This is a genomic window from Cellulosimicrobium sp. KWT-B (assembly GCF_002127155.1).
In the GTDB taxonomy this organism is placed as follows: Bacteria; Actinomycetota; Actinomycetes; order Actinomycetales; family Cellulomonadaceae; genus Cellulosimicrobium; species Cellulosimicrobium funkei.
The window spans coordinates 379,049-396,653 of record NZ_NEDO01000003.1; the positions used below are offsets into that span (position 1 = coordinate 379,049).

Below are 17,605 nucleotides of genomic sequence, written 5' to 3' on the forward strand. Positions count from 1 at the left end.
CGCGCGGGTGCGGGCCTGGTCGACCCGCACCCGCGCCGTACCGTGGCTAGGCCGCAGACGCCTTGCGGCGCCCCGTCTTCGGCTTCTCGTCGGTCGCCCGGCGGGCTGCCGCAGACCGGCCCTTCGTCGACTTGCCGGCCTTCGCCGCAGGCGCCGACGCCCCGGAGGACGCCGACGGCGCGGGCCCGACGGGCACGGGGGCGTGCCCCTCGAGGATCTCCGCGAGGAAGCGCCCGGTGTGGCTCGCCTCCACGCGCGCGACCTGCTCGGGCGTCCCCTGCGCGACGACCTTGCCGCCGCCGGAGCCGCCCTCGGGGCCCATGTCGACGACCCAGTCCGCGCTCTTGATGACGTCGAGGTTGTGCTCGATGACGAGGACGCTGTTGCCCTTGTCGACCAGCGACTGGAGCACGCCGAGCAGCTTGCGGATGTCCTCGAAGTGCAGGCCCGTCGTCGGCTCGTCGAGCACGTAGATCGTGCGGCCCGTCGAGCGCTTCTGCAGCTCGCTCGCGAGCTTGACACGCTGCGCCTCGCCGCCCGAGAGCGTCGGGGCCGGCTGCCCGAGCCGGACGTAGCCCAGCCCGACCTCGACGAGCGTCTTGAGGTGCCGCGAGATCGCGGGCACGGCCGCGAAGAACTCGGACGCCTCCTCGATCGGCATCTCGAGCACGTCCGCGACGGTCTTGCCCTTGAAGTGCACCTCGAGCGTCTCGCGGTTGTAGCGCGCGCCGTGGCACACCTCGCACGGCACGTAGACGTCCGGGAGGAAGTTCATCTCGATCTTCAGCGTGCCGTCGCCCGAGCACGCCTCGCAGCGGCCGCCCTTGACGTTGAACGAGAACCGGCCCGGCGTGTACCCGCGCACCTTGGCCTCGGTCGTCTCCGCGAACAGCTTGCGCACGTGGTCCCACACGCCGGTGTACGTCGCGGGGTTCGACCGCGGCGTGCGCCCGATCGGGCCCTGGTCCACGTGCACGACCTTGTCGAGGTGCTCGAGGCCGGTGACGCGCGTGTGGCGGCCCGCGACCTGTCGGGCGCCGTTGAGATCGTTGGCGAGCACGGTGTAGAGGATCGAGTTCACGAGCGTGGACTTGCCGGAGCCGGAGACGCCCGTCACCGCGGTGAACGTGCCGAGCGGGAAGCTCACGTCGATGCCCGTGAGGTTGTGCTCGCGCGCGCCGACGACCTTGATCTGACGGCCCGGGTCCGTCGGGCGCCGCTGCGCCGGCAGCGGGATGCTGCGCCGCCCCGACAGGTACGCGCCCGTGACGGACTCCGGCGCCTCGAGCAGGCCCGCGTAGTCGCCCGAGTGCACGACGCGCCCCCCGTGCTCCCCCGCGCCGGGGCCGATGTCGACGACCCAGTCCGCGGTGCGGATGGTGTCCTCGTCGTGCTCGACGACGATGAGCGTGTTCCCGAGGTCGCGCAGGCGCGTGAGCGTCTCGATGAGCCGGCGGTTGTCGCGCTGGTGCAGGCCGATGCTCGGCTCGTCCAGCACGTAGAGCACGCCGACCAGTCCCGAGCCGATCTGCGTCGCGAGCCGGATGCGCTGCGCCTCGCCGCCGGAGAGCGTCGCGGCAGGTCGCTCGAGCGAGAGGTAGTCGAGGCCGACGTCGAGCAGGAACCCGAGGCGCGCGTCGATCTCCTTGAGGACCTCGGTCGCGATGGCGCGCTCGCGCGCTCCCAGCTCGAGCGACCCGAGGAACGCCGCGGCCTCGCGCAGGGGCAGGCGGCACACGTCCCAGATGGACCTGCCGCCGACCTTGACCGCGAGCACCTCCGGCTTGAGGCGCGCCCCCTGGCACACGGGGCACGGGACCTCGCGCATGAAGGCCTCGTACTTCTCCTTCGACCAGTCCGACTCGGTCTCGGTGTGCCGGCGCTCGAGGAAGGTGATGACACCCTCGAACCCGGTCGAGTACTGCCGCTCACGGCCCCAGCGGTTCTTGTACCGCACGTGCACCTGGTGGTTCTGGCCGTGGAGCACGGCCTTCTTCGCGCGCTCGGGCAGCGCGCGCCACGGCGTGTCCATGGAGAAGCCCAGGTCGTCCGCGAGCGCCGTGAGGACGCGCTCGAAGTACTCCGACGAGATCTGCGCCCACGGCGCGACCGCGCCCTCGCGCAGCGACTTCTCGTCGTCCGGCACCACGAGGTCCGGGTCCACCTCGAGACGGAACCCGATGCCCGTGCACTCCGGGCACGCGCCGTACGGGGCGTTGAAGGAGAACGTGCGCGGCTCGATCTCGTCGAGCGCGAGCTCGTGGTCGTTCGGGCACGCGCGCTTCTCCGAGAAACGGCGCTCCCGGGCCGGGTCGTCCGCGTCCGCGTCGACGAGCTCGACCACGACGAGCCCGCCCGCGAGCCCGAGAGCCGTCTCGACGGAGTCGGTGAGCCGGCGCTGGACGCCCTCGCGCGCGACGAGGCGGTCGACGACCACCTCGATGTCGTGCTTGAGCTTCTTCTCGAGCGCCGGGACGTCGGTGAGGGTGCGCACCTCGCCGTCGACGCGGGCGCGGGCGAAGCCCTTGGTCTGGAGCTCCTTGAAGAGCTCGGAGTACTCGCCCTTGCGGCCGCGCACGACCGGGGCGAGGACCTGGTAGCGCGTGCCCTCGGGGAGCTCGAGGAGGCGGTCGACGATCTGCTGCGGGGTCTGCGCGGTGACGCGCTCGCCGCACACCGGGCAGTGCTGCGTCCCGGCGCGCGAGAACAGCAGGCGCAGGTAGTCGTAGACCTCGGTGATGGTGCCGACGGTCGAGCGCGGGTTGCGGTTCGTGGACTTCTGGTCGATCGAGACCGCGGGCGACAGGCCCTCGATGAAGTCGACGTCCGGCTTGTCCATCTGTCCGAGGAACTGGCGCGCGTACGCGGACAGCGACTCGACGTACCGGCGCTGCCCCTCCGCGAAGATGGTGTCGAAGGCGAGCGACGACTTGCCCGAGCCGGAGAGCCCCGTGAAGACGATGAGCTTGTCGCGCGGGAGGTCGAGGTCGACGTTGCGCAGGTTGTGCTCGCGGGCACCGGAGATGACGAGGCGATTGCTCACCGCAGCATCGTACGGCCGACCACCCACACTCGCACAGGTGTTCGACGTCACCTCCGCACGGCACCCGGCGAACGCACACGAGCGCCCCACGTCCGGGCTCTCCGCCGTGACCCGGGTCACCGCGGCCGGGGTCGCGGCGCGCTGCCCGCCGCGAGCTGACGGCACACTGGGCGCATGACGTACACCGGACAGGTCGCCGTGGGCGGCCCGCACGACCTGCGACGCCTCGACGAGGTGGAGATCCGCAAGCTCGCCGTCGGGCCGCTCGCGAACGACGTCTACCTCCTCACGTGCCGGCGCACCGGCGCCCAGCTTCTCGTCGACGCCGCCGACGCGCCCGACGACGTGCTCGGCCTCGTGCGGGCGGGCTCGCCGTCAGGACGGCTCGACGGCGTCGTCACGACGCACCGGCACGCCGACCATCTCCGGGCGCTCGCGCCGGTCGTCGCCGCGACGGGCGCGTCGTCGGCCGCCGGCGAGCCCGACGCGGACGCGGTCGCCGCGGCGTCCGGCGTGCCCGTCGCCCGCCGCCTGCGGCACGGGGACGTGCTGCGGGTGGGCGCGATCGACCTCGAGGTCGTGGCGCTACGCGGGCACACGCCGGGCTCCGTCTCGCTCGCTTACCGCGAGCCGGACGACGTCGCCGAGCCCGAGGCCGTGCCCGGCCGGGTGCACCTGTTCACCGGGGACTCCCTCTTCCCCGGCGGGGTCGGGAACACCGACCGCGACCCGGCGCGGTTCGCGAGCCTGCTGTCCGACGTCGTCGGGCGGGTCTTCGACCGGTTCGACGACGCCACGTGGGTCTATCCCGGTCACGGCGCCGACACGACGCTCGGTGCCGAGCGGCCGCACCTCGACGAGTGGCGCGAGCGGGGCTGGTAGCGCGGGTCTGGTAGCGGGCGGCCGGTGGCGTGCGGCCGGTCGCGGTCGGCAGGAAGCACCGGGCGCAGCCGAGGCGCGGACCCGGCCGCGCGCCGTCGGGCCGGCCTGGTTCACTGGCTCCATGCCGATCCACGCCGTCACCTACGTCTACGCCGACCGCAGCGCCGAGCTCGACGCCCTGCGACCCGAGCACCGCGCGTTCCTCGCCGACCTCCACACCCGGGGCACGCTGCTCGCCTCCGGTCCGCTTCCCGCCCACGAGGGCGCGCCTGCCGGAGCGCTGCTCGTCCTCGACGGGGAGACGCCCGACGCCGTCGCCGCGGTCCTCGACGAGGACCCCTTCGCGCGCGCCGGGCTGGTCGCACAGCGCGCGGTCCGCCCGTGGTCGCCGGTGATCGGCGACTGGGCGGACCGCGTCTGAGCCGGGCCGCGCGCTGGCTAGCGCGCGGCACCCCCACGGGGGACCCCGCCGCCCTGCGGCGGGGTCTCCCCCGCCGCAGGCGCCTCGTCGGTCACGGTCTCCGTGGCGTCCTCCACGGACGACGCCGCCGGCCCGGGCTCCTCGCCGTCCGCCGGCTCGCTCCGTGCGTGCAGCGCACGTGTGCGCAGCAGGCTCGCGACGGTCGTGACCGCGAGCGCCCCGACGATCACGACGAGCGAGAGCCAGATGGGGACCGTCGGCACCGCCTCGAGGTGCTCGCCGCCGTTGATGAACGGCAGCGTGTTCTCGTGCAGGGCCTCGAGGATGAGCTTGACGCCGATGAACCCGAGGATGACGGCCAGGCCGATCGGCAGGTAGACCAGCCGCTCGAGCAGACCGCCCAGCAGGAAGTAGAGCTGGCGCAGCCCCATGAGGGCGAAGACGTTCGTCGTGAAGACGATGAACGGGTCCTGCGTGAGCCCGAAGATGGCCGGGATGGAGTCGAACGCGAACAGCAGGTCGGTGCTGCCGATCGCGAGGAACACGACGACGAGCGGCGTGAAGACCCGCTTGCCGTCCTCGACCGTGCGCAGCCGGCCGCCGTCGTACCGGGTGCCGAGCGGCAGGACCCGTCGCAGCGCCCGGACGGCGCGGTTCTCGTGGTACTCCTCGGGCTCGTCGCCGCCTGCCACGAGCTTGATCGCCGTGTACACGAGGAACACGCCGAACAGGTAGAACACCCAGACGAACTGGGAGATGATCGCCGCGCCCGCCAGGATGAACGCCCCCCGCAGGACGAGCGCGACGATGATCCCGACCATGAGGACGCGCTGCTGCTGCTCCCGCGGGACCGCGAAGCGCGCCATGATGATGACGAACACGAACAGGTTGTCCACCGAGAGGCTGTACTCGGTGAGCCACCCGGCGTAGAACTCCCCGGCCGGTGCCGCGCCCCCCACCGCTCCGACGACCGCCCCGAAGACGAGCGCGAGCGCGACGTAGAACCCGACCCACAGCGCGCTCTCGCGCATGGACGGGACGTGCGGCCGGCGCCCGACGACGAACAGGTCGACGAGGAGCAGGACGGCGAGCGCCGAGAGCGACGCCCACTCGAACCAGACGGGAAGTTCGTGAACCATCGGTGGTCAGCCCTCCGAGATCTCGGCCTCGCGTCGACGGTCGGCGCGGTCCTTGGCGAGGCTCGCGACCGTGGTGATCGTGAGCACGACGACGATGAACCCGAGGGACAGGGCGGTCGGGATCTCCGGGATGACGGTGATGTGCTCACCGCCGTTGATGAACGGCACCTCGTTCTTGTGCAGCGCGTGGATGAGCAGCTTCACGCCGATGAAGCCGAGGATCGCGGCGAGGCCGTAGGCGAGGTAGACGAGGCGGTCCAGCAGCCCGTCGATGAGGAAGTAGAGCTGGCGCAGGCCGAGCAGCGAGAACGCGTTGGCCGCGAACACGAGGTACGTCTCCTGCGTGAGACCGAAGATCGCGGGGATCGAGTCGACGGCGAACAGCAGGTCGGCGCTGCCGATCGCGATCATCACGATGAGCATCGGGGTGATGAAGCGCTTCCCGTCGATCTTGGTCGTCATCTTGTCCTCGACGTACGTCTCCGTCGTCGGGAACAGGCGGCGGGTCAGCTTGAGCGCGCCGTTCTCGTGGAACTCCTCGTCGTGACCGGAGCCCGCCTTCACCTGCGTCCACGCGGTGTACAGCAGGAACGCGCCGAAGACGTAGAAGATCCAGCTGAAGTTCTCGATGAGCGCGGCGCCCAGGAGGATGAAGATCGTCCGCAGGACGAGCGCGATCGTGATGCCGATCAGCAGGACCTTCTGCTGGTACAGCCGCGGGACGCGGAAGCTCGTCATGATGAGCACGAAGACGAAAAGGTTGTCGACCGACAGGCTCTTCTCGGTGATGTAGCCGGCGAAGTACTCGCCGCCGTACGTCGAGCCCCAGACGGCCCAGACGATGCCTCCGAACAGCACCGCGACGGCGACGTAGCCCGCGGACCACCAGCTGGCCTCGCGCAGGCTCGGGGCGTGCGGCGTGCGCACGTGGCCGACGTAGTCGACGGCGAGCATCGCGAGGATCACGCCGATGGTGACGAGCCAGGCCCAGACGGGGACGTCCATGCAGAAACCTCCGGTACGTAGCACTGAGTACCGAAGGTCTCTTCCGCCACGCACCACCACGCGCGCGCGTCCGAGACGCGGGCTGGTGGTTGCGGGACCGGTGACACCGGGCCGACGACTGCGCCGACCGTGATGACGACATCACCGCGGAGGAATACTCCCCTTCAACGAGGAGCCAGCATAGGCCATCGCTCCTGCACGCGTGACAACACCACGCCACCGTGGACTGTTCCGCGGGCGCGCCCGCGGCGACGCCCGGCCGGTCCCGCAGGACCGGTCAGGCCGTCGCGGCGTGCATCTGGCGCAGCTCCTTCTTGAGCCCCGAGATCTCGTCGCGCAGCCGGGCCGCGAGCTCGAACTGGAGCTCGCCCGCGGCCGCGTGCATCTGGTCGCTCAGCTCCTGGATGAGCTCCGCGAGGTCGCTCGCCGCCGCGCCCGCGAGCCGGTTGCCCGACGACGCACCCTCCTTCGGGCCGCCCGGCACCGGGGCCTTGCCCTTCGCGCCCTTGCCCGGCTGGCGGTAGCCACCGGCCAGGAGCTCGGCGGTGTCCACGTCCTCGCGCGCGAGCATGTCGGTCACGTCGGAGATGCGCTTGCGCAGCGGCGTCGGGTCGACGCCGTGCTCGGTGTTGTACGCGATCTGCTTCTCGCGGCGACGCTCGGTCTCCTCGATCGCCGCGGCCATCGCCGGCGTGATCCGGTCCGCGTACATGTGCACCTGGCCGGACACGTTGCGGGCCGCGCGCCCGATCGTCTGGATGAGCGACTTGGGCGACCGCAGGAAGCCCTCCTTGTCGGCGTCGAGGATCGCGACGAGCGAGACCTCGGGCAGGTCGAGGCCCTCGCGCAGCAGGTTGATGCCGACGAGGACGTCGTACTCGCCCAGGCGCAGCTCGCGCAGCAGCTCGACGCGGCGCAGCGTGTCGACCTCGGAGTGGAGGTAGCGGACCCGCACGTCCTTCTCGAGCAGGTAGTCCGTGAGGTCCTCGGCCATCTTCTTGGTGAGCGTCGTGACCAGCACGCGCTCGTCGCGGTCGACCCGCTCGCGGATCTCGTGCAGGAGGTCGTCGATCTGGCCGGTGGTCGGCTTGACGATCACCTCAGGGTCCACGAGGCCCGTCGGGCGGATGATCTGCTCGACGACGCCGTCCGCCATCGAGAGCTCGTAGTCGCCCGGCGTGGCCGACAGGTACACGGTCTGGCCGATGCGCTCGACGAACTCCTCCCACCGCAGCGGGCGGTTGTCCATCGCGCTCGGCAGGCGGAACCCGTGGTCCACCAGGCTGCGCTTGCGCGACATGTCGCCCTCGAACATCGCGCCGATCTGCGGCACGGTCACGTGCGACTCGTCGATGACGAGGAGGAAGTCCTCCGGGAAGTAGTCGAGGAGGGTGTTCGGGGGCGACCCCGCCTCGCGGCCGTCGATGTGCCGGGAGTAGTTCTCGATCCCGGAGCACGTGCCGATCTGGCGCATCATCTCGATGTCGTAGGTGGTGCGCATGCGCAGGCGCTGCGCCTCGAGCAACTTGTTCTGCCGCTCGAGCTCGTCGAGCCGCTCCGTGAGTTCGGCCTCGATCGAGGAGATCGCGCGCTCCATGCGCTCCGGCCCGGCGACGTAGTGCGTCGCGGGGAACACGTGGATGCTCGGCTCGGAGCGGATGACCTCGCCCGTGAGGGGGTGCAGCGTCTGGATGCTCTCGATCTCGTCGCCGAAGAACTCGATGCGGACCGCGAGCTCCTCGTAGACCGGGATGATCTCGACCGTGTCGCCGCGCACGCGGAACGTGCCGCGCGTGAACGCCATGTCGTTGCGCGTGTATTGCATCGTGACGAACTGCCGCAGCAGGTCGTCGCGCTCCACCTGCATCCCGACGTCGAGGCGCACCATCCGGTCGACGTACTCCTGGGGGGTGCCGAGGCCGTAGATGCACGACACGGACGCCACGACGACGACGTCCCGGCGCGTGAGCAGCGAGCTCGTCGCGGAGTGGCGCAGCCGCTCCACCTCGTCGTTGATGGACGAGTCCTTCTCGATGTAGGTGTCCGTCTGCGCGATGTACGCCTCGGGCTGGTAGTAGTCGTAGTACGAGACGAAGTACTCGACCGCGTTGTTCGGCAGCAGCTCGCGGAACTCCGTGGCGAGCTGCGCGGCGAGCGTCTTGTTGGGAGCCATGACGAGCGTCGGGCGCTGCAGCTCCTCGATCAGCCAGGCCGTCGTGGCGGACTTTCCCGTACCGGTGGCGCCGAGCAGCACGACGTCCTTCTCGCCCGCGCGGACGCGCTGCGAGAGGTCCGCGATGGCCGTGGGCTGGTCGCCCGACGGCTGGTACTCGGAGATGACCTCGAACGGAGCGGTGGCGCGCTGGAGATCGGTCACGGGACGCATGTGACCACGGTACGTCCAGCCACCCACATCGTTCGCGGGAGCGCCTCGACGGGCTGCGCACCGTATACACCCGAGTTCACCCGCGGGCAATTTGGAAGGCGTGGTGCCGAACCCCTAGGGTTCCCTCGACCTGCCCGCTCCCCGACGCCCGTGGAGCTCCGGCGACCGGCCGGCCTTGGGCGTGGAGGCCTGCACGCAGCTCTCGTCAGCACCGTCAACGACCCCTCGACCTGGAGCCCTCATGCACCTGCACCCCGCGCGCCCCCGCGGAATCCCCCTGATCACCCTCACCACCCTGGTCCTGTCCGCCGGCTTCGTCGCGCCCGCGAGCGCGACGCCCGTCGTCGACGCCGACGACGTCTGCTCCGCGGACGCCACGACCCGCCCCGTCGGCGTGTACGAGCTCACCGCGGTGGAGGACGCGGGCGTCGGCATCTGGGCGGGCGGCGGGCTCACCGTCGCGACCGCGACCGAGCTCGAGGGCCGCGTCGTGGTCGGCAAGGACGCCGACCTCACGGAGGCCGGATCCCTCAACGTCGGGACCGCGGGCGGCGGCGGGTCCGCGATCACCCCCGCGGGCGGGACCGACATGCTCGTCGTCGGCGGTGACCTCGCCACCGCGCGGAACACGCAGGTCGGGTTCCACGCGTCGCGCGGCGGCAACGTCGTGGTGGGCGGCGCGATCACCGGCTCGGCGCCGAGCACCGAGAGCGCGAACGCGCTCGGCACGCACGGGTCCGTGCGCCAGGGCGTCGGCCGGGACGCGGTGCTCGCGCCCTACGACGAGCTCCCCGCGCTCGTCGCCGGCATCGCCGCAGACGCCACCGAGGGCGCCGAGCAGGTCGCCCCCGAGAACGGTGTCCTGACCGTCGAGGCGGGCGCGCGGTACGCGCTCACGGCGGAGGGTGCCGCGTCGCTCCGCGAGCTGCACGTCACCGGCACCGGACCGGTGCTGCTCAGCGTCAGCGGGTCCACGGTGCGCATCCCGTCCCTTCAGTACGTCGCGTACGACGGAGTGCGCCTCTACCAGGCGACGCAGTACCTGTCGTCCCACTTCCTCTGGGCGTTCCCGGACGCGACGCAGGTCGCGCTCGGCACGAACGACCAGTTCCCCGGCACGATCGTCGTCCCGCGCGCCGACGCGACGCTCACGGTGTCCACGTCGACGAACGGGCGCGTCCTCGCGAACGGCGCGGTCGCGTACACCGGCGGGGCCGGCATCGAGCACCACAACTACCCGTTCGCGGGCCCGTGCGAGCCGGTCCCGGTCACCGCGGAGCCCGAGCCGGAGCCGTCACCCGAGGCCCCGACCCCGGGCGGCACCGAGACGACCACGCCCCCGACGACCGCCGAGACCCCCGGCGCCGAGGTGCCGGGCGAGCCCGCCGCGGAGAGCACGCCCGCTCCGGAGGCGACGCCCGTCGCGAGCACGGACCCGACGCCGTCGGCGGCCCCCAGCAGCGAGCCGAGGCCGGGGGGCGGGCTGGCCTCGACCGGTTCCTCGGTCGTCGTGCTCGCCGTGGTGGCGGCGCTCCTGCTCGCCGGGGGCGCGACGCTGCTCGTGGTCGTCGCCCGTCGCCGCGCGGCGGGCTGACGGTCCGCGGCGCCGGGGCCGGCAGGGCGACCTGCCGGCCCCCGCGCCCGCTCAGCTCTCGGCACCCGCGGCGACCCGCGGCTCGGGGGTGCCACGGAGCGCCTGCCGCACGACGGCCGCGACGGCGGTCACCTGGTCCTCGACGGGCACCGCGCCGGCGTCGGGCACGTGCACGAAGCCCGCACGGCGGCCCGGCACGGAGCCCCAGTGATGCATGAGGGCGTAGAACACGTCGTTGCACACGTACGTGCCGGCCGTCCCGGACACCTCCACGGGGACACCGGCCTCCCGGACGGCGACGAGCGACGCCTTGAGCGGGAGCGTGGACCAGTGCCCGACGGGCGCCCCCGGCACGACGGGCACGTCGACCGGCTGCGCCCCGGCGTTGTCGGGGATCCGGGCGTCGCGCACGTTGACGGCCACGCGCTCGAGGCGCACGCGCCCGGCGCCGCCGGCGAGCCCCAGCGCCACGACGACCGCCGGGTCGTGCTCCCGGACGACGGCGTCGAGCGCGGGCCACGCCCCGGCGAACGTCACGGGGAGCCGGACGGCGACCACGCGGTCCCCCACGAGCTCCTCGCCGCGCTCCGCGAGGAGCTGGGCGGTCTCCCACGAGGGGTTCGTCGCGTCGCCGCCGAAGGGCTCGAAGCCGCTCACCACGACCGTCATACCTCGCGCTCCTCGAGCTCCGCGAGCGCCTCCGCGTCGACCTCCGCGCGCACGCGCGCCCAGAGCGCGTCGACCTGCGCGCGCAGCGCGTCGGGCTCGCCCGAGCCGTCGAGGGTGACGTCCGCGGCCGCGAGGCGCGCCGCGTCGTCGGCCTGCGCGGCGATCCGCGCGCGCGCCTCGTCCTCGCTCAGCCCCCGCGACGTCACGAGGCGGTCCACCCGGACGTCCTCGGGCGTGTGCACGACCACGACGCAGTGGAACCGCGCCGGGTCGCCCGTCTCGACGAGGAGCGGGATGTCGTGCACGACGACGGCCCGCGGGTCGGCCGCACCGGCCGCGGCCTCGCGCTCGGCGGCGAGCCGGCGCACCTCGGGGTGGACGATCGCGTTGAGCCGCTCGCGCGCGGCGTCGTCCCCGAACACCACGCGTCCGAGCGCGGGCCGGTCGAGCGCGCCGTCCTCGCCGAGCACCCCGGGGCCGAAGGCCTCGACGACCTCGTCCAGGCCGACGGTGCCGGGCGCGACGGCGTCGCGCGCGAGAGCGTCGTAGTCGACGACCACCGCGCCCAGCTCGGCGAAGCGGGCGAGCGCGACGGACTTCCCCGCCGCTATTCCTCCGGTCAGGCCGATGCGAAACATGCGTCCCATCCTGCCAGCCGGCGCACCGCCCCGCGTCGGGGCGCGGGGCGCCCCTCGACCAACCGGCGCTCAGCGGGAGGAGATCGTCCCCGGGGAGCCTTCGGCCGCTCCGCCGTCGTCGGGCCGCTCGCCCGCGACCGCGCGCAGCAGCCGGAGCAGCTCGGCGCGCTCGCGCGCGTCCAGGCGGGCCAGCAGGGTGCCCGCGCTCGACGACCTCTCCGCCCCGACCTGCTCGACGACCTCGCGCCCGCGCGGCGTCAGCTCGACGAGCGTGGCGCGACGGTCCTGCGGGTCGGGGGTGCGGCGCACGAGACCGGCCTGCTCGGCGTCGTCCACCTTCGAGGTGACCGAGCGCGGCGCGACGTCGAGCGCCGACGCCACCGCGCCGAGCCGGCACGGGCCGTCGCAGCGGGAGAGGAAGCGCAGCATCCGGAACTGGCCGGGCGTCGTGCCCGCGGGCTCGAGCCGCTCGCTCGCCTCGCGGCGCACGCTGCGCAGCGCGGCGTGCAGGAGCGCGAGGAACTCCCCCGCCTCGTCGGTGGAGGTGGCTCGGCCGCCCGGGGCTGCGCCCGGCGTGGCAGGCTGGCTCGCGTCGGTCGTCACGAGGCCGAGCGTACCGGGACCGGGCCCACTTGTGGTATCGGCTCATTGTGAGTTAGACTCACTATTGTTGTCGCGCGAGCGATCCTCGGACCGCGCCCGCCGGACGGCCACCGCCGCCGCGGACGACGCGCCCCCTCCCCCACCCAGGAGGCCCCATGTCCTTCCCCTCATCCCTCCCCGGCGCCGGCGGCGGGCGCGGCATGCGCTCCTTCCGCCAGGACGCCTCCGTCACCTCCCGACGGCTGCACCGCGGCACGATCCGCCGGGTGCTCACGTTCGCCCGGCCCTACCGCCGCCAGCTCGCCGCGTTCCTCGTGCTCATCTCCGTCGACGCCGCCGCCGGTGCCGTCACCCCGCTCCTCTTCCAGCGCATCATCGACGACGGCATCACCGCCGGCGACGTCGGCCTCGTCGTCGCGCTCTCGGCGGTCGCCGCCGGCCTCGCCGTGCTCTCCGGCGCCCTCGGCGTCGCGCAGCGCTGGTTCTCCTCCCGCATCGGCGAGGGGCTCATCGTCGACCTGCGCACCGCGGTCTTCGACCACGTCCAGCGCATGCCGCTCGCCTTCTTCAGCCGGACGCGCACCGGTGCGCTCGTCCAGCGCCTCAACGGCGACGTCCTCGGCGCCCAGCAGGCGTTCACGTCGACCCTGTCGAACGTGTTCTCCAACCTGCTCACCGTCGTGTTCGTGCTCGCCGCGATGCTCTCGATGTCCTGGCAGCTCACGCTCCTCGCGCTCACCCTCCTGCCCGCGTTCGTCCTGCCCGCCCGCTGGGTCGGCAAGCGCCTCGCCGCGATCACGCGGGAGAGCTACGAGCTCAACGCCGAGGCGGCGCAGACGATGAACGAGCGCTTCAACGTGGCGGGCGCCCACCTCGTCAAGGTGTTCGGCGACCCGGACCGCGAGTCGTCGCGGTTCGCCGCCCAGGCGCGCCGGGTCCGCGACATCGGGGTCCGCCAGGCCATGTACGGGACCGTCTTCCGCGTCGGTCTCACAGTCGTCGCGTCCGTCGCCGTCGCGATCGTCTACGGCCTCGGTGGCGTCATGGCCATCTCGGGCTCGCTGACCGTCGGCACGGTCGTCGCGCTCACCGCCTACCTGGGCCGTCTCTACGGCCCGCTGACGGCGATGTCGAACGTCCAGGTCGACGTCATGACGGCCCTCGTCAGCTTCGAGCGCGTGCTCGAGGTGCTCGACCTCGAGCCCACCGTCACGGACGCCCCCGACGCCGACGACCTCGCCGCGGACGTCACGCGCGAGGGCGCGAGCCTCGAGCTCGACGGCGTGACCTTCCGCTACCCGAGCGCGGCCGAGGTCTCCCTCGCGTCGCTCGAGTCCGTGGCCGTCGAGGGCACCGACCCGACCACCGACACGCTCCACGACGTCTCGTTCTCCGTGCCCGCGGGCGCGATGGTCGCGCTCGTCGGGTCGTCCGGCGCGGGCAAGACCACCGTGTCGCAGCTCGTGACGCGCATGTACGACCCGAGTGCCGGCCACGTCCGGATCGCCGGTCGCGACCTGCGCGACGTCACGCAGGAGAGCCTGCACGACGCCGTCGGCGTGGTCACGCAGGAGGCGCACCTGTTCCACGACTCGATCGCGGAGAACCTGCGGTACGCCAAGCCCGACGCGACCGACGCCGAGCTCGAGTCCGCGCTGCGGCGCGCGCACGTGTGGGACGTCGTCGCCGCCCTGCCGTCCGGCATGGACACCGTCGTGGGCGACCGCGGCTACCGGATGTCCGGCGGCGAGCGGCAGCGCCTCGCGATCGCCCGCGTGTTCCTCAAGGCCCCCCAGCTCGTCGTCCTCGACGAGGCGACGGCGCACCTCGACTCGGACTCCGAGGCGGCGGTCCAGGCCGCGCTCGCCGAGGCGCTGCGCGGGCGGACGTCGCTCGTCATCGCGCACCGGCTCTCCACCGTCCGCGAGGCCGACCTCATCGTCGTGCTCCACGCCGGCCGCGTCGTCGAGACCGGCACGCACACCGAGCTCCTGGCACGTGGCGGGCGCTACGCCACGCTCTACCGGACGCAGTTCGCCGACTCGCCCGCGTCGTCGGGCACCGACCCGGCCACCGTCCCGGCCGCTGCCACGGCCCCCGAGCCGGCGACGGCCTGACGCCCGACCGCCGACTAGGCGGTCCCGGGGCGTCGAGCAGGCGGTCGCGGCTCGTCCGGTGCCGCTGACGGACCAGGACCACCTGGTCGGCGCCGTGAGCGCCCGGGCACGTGCCGGACATGGCGAAGGCCCGCCACCCCGAGGGGTGGCGGGCCTTCGTCTGCTCAGCGTGGCGACCCGCGCGGGGCCGCCGGCCGGGTCAGTTGCCCGTGAGCTTCTCGCGGAGCGCGGCGAGCGCCTCGTCCGACGCGAGCGTGCCCGTCGCCTCGGCGGCCGGGGCCGACGAGTAGGACGTGCTGGAGGACGACGAGCTCGAGGAGCTCGTGGTCTCGCCCGACGCGGCGTCGTAGTCGGCCTTGACGGCCTCCGCGACCTGCTTGCGGTGCGCCTCCCAGCGCTCGTGCGCCTTGGCGTACTCCGCCTCCCACGCCTCGCGCTGCGCCTCGAAGCCCTCGAGCCACTCGTTGGTCTCCGGGTCGAAGCCCTCGGGGTACTTGTAGTTCCCCTGCTCGTCGTACTCGGCGGCCATGCCGTAGAGCGCGGGGTCGAAGTCGTCCGACTCCGGGTCCACGCCCTCGTTGGCCTGCTTGAGCGACAGCGAGATGCGGCGGCGCTCGAGGTCGATGTCGATGACCTTGACGAAGACCTCGTCACCGACGTTGACGACCTGCTCCGGCAGCTCGACGTGGCGCACGGCCAGCTCCGAGATGTGCACGAGGCCCTCGATGCCGTCCTCGACGCGCACGAACGCACCGAACGGGACGAGCTTGGTGACCTTGCCCGGGACGACCTGACCGATCGCGTGGGTCCGGGCGAACGTCTGCCACGGGTCCTCCTGCGTCGCCTTCAGCGACAGCGAGACGCGCTCGCGGTCGAAGTCGACGTCCAGGACCTCGACCGTGACCTCCTGGCCGACCTCGACGACCTCGGACGGGTGGTCGATGTGCTTCCAGGACAGCTCGGAGACGTGCACGAGGCCGTCGACGCCGCCGAGGTCCACGAACGCACCGAAGTTGACGATCGAGGAGACGACACCGGGGCGCACCTGGCCCTTCTGCAGGGTCTGCAGGAAGGTGGAGCGGACCTCGGACTGCGTCTGCTCGAGCCAGGCGCGGCGCGAGAGGACGACGTTGTTGCGGTTCTTGTCGAGCTCGATGATCTTCGCCTCGATCTCCTTGCCGACGTACGGCTGGAGGTCGCGGACGCGACGCATCTCCACCAGGGAGGCCGGGAGGAAGCCACGGAGGCCGATGTCGAGGATGAGACCACCCTTGACGACCTCGATGACGGTGCCGGTGACGACGCCGTCCTCCTCCTTGATCTTCTCGATCGTGCCCCAGGCGCGCTCGTACTGGGCGCGCTTCTTGGACAGGATCAGACGGCCTTCCTTGTCCTCCTTCTGGAGGACGAGGGCCTCGACCGCGTCGCCGACGTTGACGACCTCACCGGGGTCCACGTCGTGCTTGATGGACAGCTCGCGGGAGGGGATGACGCCCTCGGTCTTGTAGCCGATGTCGAGGAGGACCTCGTCGCGGTCCACCTTGACGATCGTGCCTTCGACGATGTCGCCGTCGTTGAAGTACTTGATGGTCGCGTCAACGGCGGCGAGGAAGTCCTCCTCGGTGCCGATGTCGTTGACGGCAACCTGGGGTGCGGACTTCGCGGGGGTAGAGATGGTCATTGAGTTCGATGCTCCGATGCGGACAGGTGTAGTCGAGCGGGTAGGGTTTTCGGCGCGTCTCCCGCCGACGCCCCCGGACGCTCCGGCGTCGTGGTCGACGTCGTGGCTCGGGATGAAGGCAGGCGCAGCGCACCGCCGTCCACCTTATCCGGGTGTCACCCCGGCGGTCAACGCGTCTCGCGCGCCCCGCCGGGGCGTCCCGACTACCGGTTCCGCGTCACGCGAGCACGCGGGCGACCCGCAGCAGCTCCTCGGGGACCCGCTTCGGCCGGCCCGCGACCTCCGCGAGCGGCACGAGCTCGACCCGCTCGCCCCGCAGCGCCGTCATGACGCCCGACGTCCCCGCGCTCACGGCGTCCACGGCCGCGACGCCGAAGCGGCTGCCGAGGATCCGGTCGGTCGGCGTGGGCTCGCCCCCGCGCTGCACGTGGCCGAGCACCGTGAGCCGGGTGTCGAACCCGGTGCGCTCCGCGATCTCGGCGCTCACGCGCTCCCCGATGGAGCCGGCGACGATCTCCCCGAACCGGCCGAGCTGCTGCGTGAACTCCATCGACGACCCCTCGCGCGGCACGGCGCCCTCGGCCACGACGACGATCGAGAAGTTCGCGTGCGCGCGGTGCCGGTGGCGGAGGAACTTCACGACCTGGTCGATGTCGAACGGCTGCTCCGGCGCGAGCACGACCTCGGCGCCGCCGGCGATGCCCGCGTTGACCGCGATCCAGCCGGCGTGGCGGCCCATGACCTCGACCACCATGACGCGGTTGTGGCTCTCCGCCGTCGTGTGCACGCGGTCGAGCGCCTCCGTCGCGATGTTCACGGCGGTGTGGAACCCGATCGACAGGTCCGTGCCCTCGACGTCGTTGTCGATCGTCTTGGGGATGGCGACGATCTTCACGCCCGCCTCCGCGACGCGGCTCGCCGCGTGCAGCGTGCCGTCGCCGCCGATGCAGATCAGGGCGTCGAGGTGCTCGGCCTCGACCGTCGCGAGCACGGCGTCCATGCTGCCGTCCTCCTCGCGCGGGTGGAACCGCGCGGTGCCGAGCAGCGTGCCGCCCACGGGCAGGACGTTCCGGATGTCCTGGCGGCCGAGCGGGTGCACGTCGCCGTCGACGACGCCGCGCCAGCCGTTGCGGAAGCCGATGATGGTGTGCCCGTACTCCCCCGTCCCCTGCTTGACCACGGCCCGGATCGCCGCGTTCAGCCCGGGGCAGTCGCCCCCGCCGGTGAGAAGTCCGATGCGCACCTGTTCCTCCGTCTCGTCGTCGCGTCGCGCGGCCTCGCGCGCATGCCGGGCGTCGACGGAGGTGCCGACCTCCGCGGCACCGCGTCGCCCTCAACCCTAGCCACCCCCGCGCGACGGGTCACCGCCCGTCCCGGTCCGCGGGCACGCCGACGACCAAGGTCCCGACCGGACGGGCCGTGCGGCG

Annotated in this window: 13 protein-coding genes; 4 read left to right on the forward strand and 9 right to left on the reverse strand. The window is 72.6% G+C overall.

Annotated features, from left to right (window positions below; genetic code table 11):
- Nucleotides 1-46: 46 nt before the first annotated feature.
- Nucleotides 47-3,043, reverse strand: coding sequence for an excinuclease ABC subunit UvrA (gene uvrA, locus B9L22_RS11660; RefSeq protein WP_086150483.1), 2,997 nt, complete (start codon nucleotides 3,041-3,043; stop codon nucleotides 47-49).
- Nucleotides 3,044-3,217: 174 nt separating this feature from the next.
- On the opposite strand from uvrA, the gene B9L22_RS11665 reads away from it, so the two are divergent.
- Both B9L22_RS11665 and B9L22_RS11670 read left to right on the forward strand, forming a co-directional pair.
- Nucleotides 3,218-3,925 (forward strand): MBL fold metallo-hydrolase, encoded by a 708-nt coding sequence (locus B9L22_RS11665; protein ID WP_086150484.1) that lies wholly within the window; start codon nucleotides 3,218-3,220, stop codon nucleotides 3,923-3,925.
- A 121-nt stretch (nucleotides 3,926-4,046) separates the two neighbouring features.
- Nucleotides 4,047-4,346, forward strand: a complete 300-nt coding sequence (locus tag B9L22_RS11670) for a YciI family protein (protein ID WP_043651151.1) — start codon at nucleotides 4,047-4,049, stop codon at nucleotides 4,344-4,346.
- Nucleotides 4,347-4,363: 17 nt separating this feature from the next.
- On the opposite strand, the gene B9L22_RS11675 is transcribed toward B9L22_RS11670, so the two are convergent.
- From B9L22_RS11675 to uvrB, 3 genes are all read right to left on the reverse strand, one after another.
- Nucleotides 4,364-5,485, reverse strand: coding sequence for a TerC family protein (locus B9L22_RS11675; RefSeq protein WP_086150485.1), 1,122 nt, complete (start codon nucleotides 5,483-5,485; stop codon nucleotides 4,364-4,366).
- Between the two features lie 6 nt (nucleotides 5,486-5,491).
- A complete protein-coding gene (locus B9L22_RS11680) occupies nucleotides 5,492-6,490 on the reverse strand; it encodes a TerC family protein (protein WP_034655130.1) in 999 nt (332 codons plus the stop codon).
- A gap of 277 nt (nucleotides 6,491-6,767) precedes the next feature.
- Entirely contained in the window at nucleotides 6,768-8,876 is a 2,109-nt protein-coding gene (uvrB, locus tag B9L22_RS11685) for an excinuclease ABC subunit UvrB (protein ID WP_031315536.1), read from the reverse strand.
- 241 nt (nucleotides 8,877-9,117) lie between these two features.
- Between uvrB and B9L22_RS11690 the strand changes: the two genes are divergently transcribed.
- On the forward strand, nucleotides 9,118-10,470 hold the full coding sequence (locus B9L22_RS11690; protein ID WP_086150486.1) for a collagen-binding domain-containing protein: 1,353 nt from the start codon (nucleotides 9,118-9,120) through the stop codon (nucleotides 10,468-10,470).
- A 51-nt stretch (nucleotides 10,471-10,521) separates the two neighbouring features.
- Here the strand turns inward: B9L22_RS11690 and B9L22_RS11695 are convergent, their stop codons facing one another.
- The 3 genes from B9L22_RS11695 to B9L22_RS11705 all read right to left on the reverse strand — a co-directional run bounded on the left by B9L22_RS11695 (nucleotide 10,522) and on the right by B9L22_RS11705 (nucleotide 12,380).
- Entirely contained in the window at nucleotides 10,522-11,139 is a 618-nt protein-coding gene (locus tag B9L22_RS11695) for a pyroglutamyl-peptidase I (protein ID WP_086150487.1), read from the reverse strand.
- Entirely contained in the window at nucleotides 11,136-11,777 is a 642-nt protein-coding gene (gene coaE, locus B9L22_RS11700) for a dephospho-CoA kinase (RefSeq protein ID WP_086150488.1), read from the reverse strand. The genes B9L22_RS11695 and coaE overlap by 4 nt, the downstream gene beginning before the upstream one ends.
- A 69-nt stretch (nucleotides 11,778-11,846) precedes the next feature.
- On the reverse strand, nucleotides 11,847-12,380 hold the full coding sequence (locus tag B9L22_RS11705) for a MarR family winged helix-turn-helix transcriptional regulator (RefSeq protein ID WP_086150489.1): 534 nt from the start codon (nucleotides 12,378-12,380) through the stop codon (nucleotides 11,847-11,849).
- Between the two features lie 155 nt (nucleotides 12,381-12,535).
- On the opposite strand from B9L22_RS11705, the gene B9L22_RS11710 reads away from it, so the two are divergent.
- A complete protein-coding gene (locus B9L22_RS11710; protein ID WP_086150490.1) occupies nucleotides 12,536-14,497 on the forward strand; it encodes an ABC transporter ATP-binding protein in 1,962 nt (653 codons plus the stop codon).
- Between the two features lie 199 nt (nucleotides 14,498-14,696).
- On the opposite strand, the gene rpsA is transcribed toward B9L22_RS11710, so the two are convergent.
- A complete protein-coding gene (gene rpsA, locus B9L22_RS11715; RefSeq protein ID WP_021483115.1) occupies nucleotides 14,697-16,178 on the reverse strand; it encodes a 30S ribosomal protein S1 in 1,482 nt (493 codons plus the stop codon).
- Between the two features lie 217 nt (nucleotides 16,179-16,395).
- Nucleotides 16,396-17,421: a 6-phosphofructokinase gene (locus B9L22_RS11720; protein ID WP_034651013.1), complete on the reverse strand. Its 1,026-nt coding sequence runs from the start codon at nucleotides 17,419-17,421 to the stop codon at nucleotides 16,396-16,398.
- Nucleotides 17,422-17,605 lie beyond the last annotated feature (184 nt).

Excerpts from the sequence above, each read along its gene's own strand:
- B9L22_RS11665 (WP_086150484.1), top strand. The coding sequence starts at position 3,218 with ATGACGTACACCGGACAGGTCGCCGTGGGCGGCCCGCACGACCTGCGA.
- B9L22_RS11670 (WP_043651151.1), top strand. The coding sequence starts at position 4,047 with ATGCCGATCCACGCCGTCACCTACGTCTACGCCGACCGCAGCGCCGAG.
- B9L22_RS11675 (WP_086150485.1), bottom strand. The coding sequence starts at position 5,485 with ATGGTTCACGAACTTCCCGTCTGGTTCGAGTGGGCGTCGCTCTCGGCG.
- B9L22_RS11680 (WP_034655130.1), bottom strand. The coding sequence starts at position 6,490 with ATGGACGTCCCCGTCTGGGCCTGGCTCGTCACCATCGGCGTGATCCTC.
- uvrB (WP_031315536.1), bottom strand. The coding sequence starts at position 8,876 with ATGCGTCCCGTGACCGATCTCCAGCGCGCCACCGCTCCGTTCGAGGTC.
- B9L22_RS11690 (WP_086150486.1), top strand. The coding sequence starts at position 9,118 with ATGCACCTGCACCCCGCGCGCCCCCGCGGAATCCCCCTGATCACCCTC.
- B9L22_RS11695 (WP_086150487.1), bottom strand. The coding sequence starts at position 11,139 with ATGACGGTCGTGGTGAGCGGCTTCGAGCCCTTCGGCGGCGACGCGACG.
- coaE (WP_086150488.1), bottom strand. The coding sequence starts at position 11,777 with ATGTTTCGCATCGGCCTGACCGGAGGAATAGCGGCGGGGAAGTCCGTC.
- B9L22_RS11710 (WP_086150490.1), top strand. The coding sequence starts at position 12,536 with ATGTCCTTCCCCTCATCCCTCCCCGGCGCCGGCGGCGGGCGCGGCATG.
- rpsA (WP_021483115.1), bottom strand. The coding sequence starts at position 16,178 with ATGACCATCTCTACCCCCGCGAAGTCCGCACCCCAGGTTGCCGTCAAC.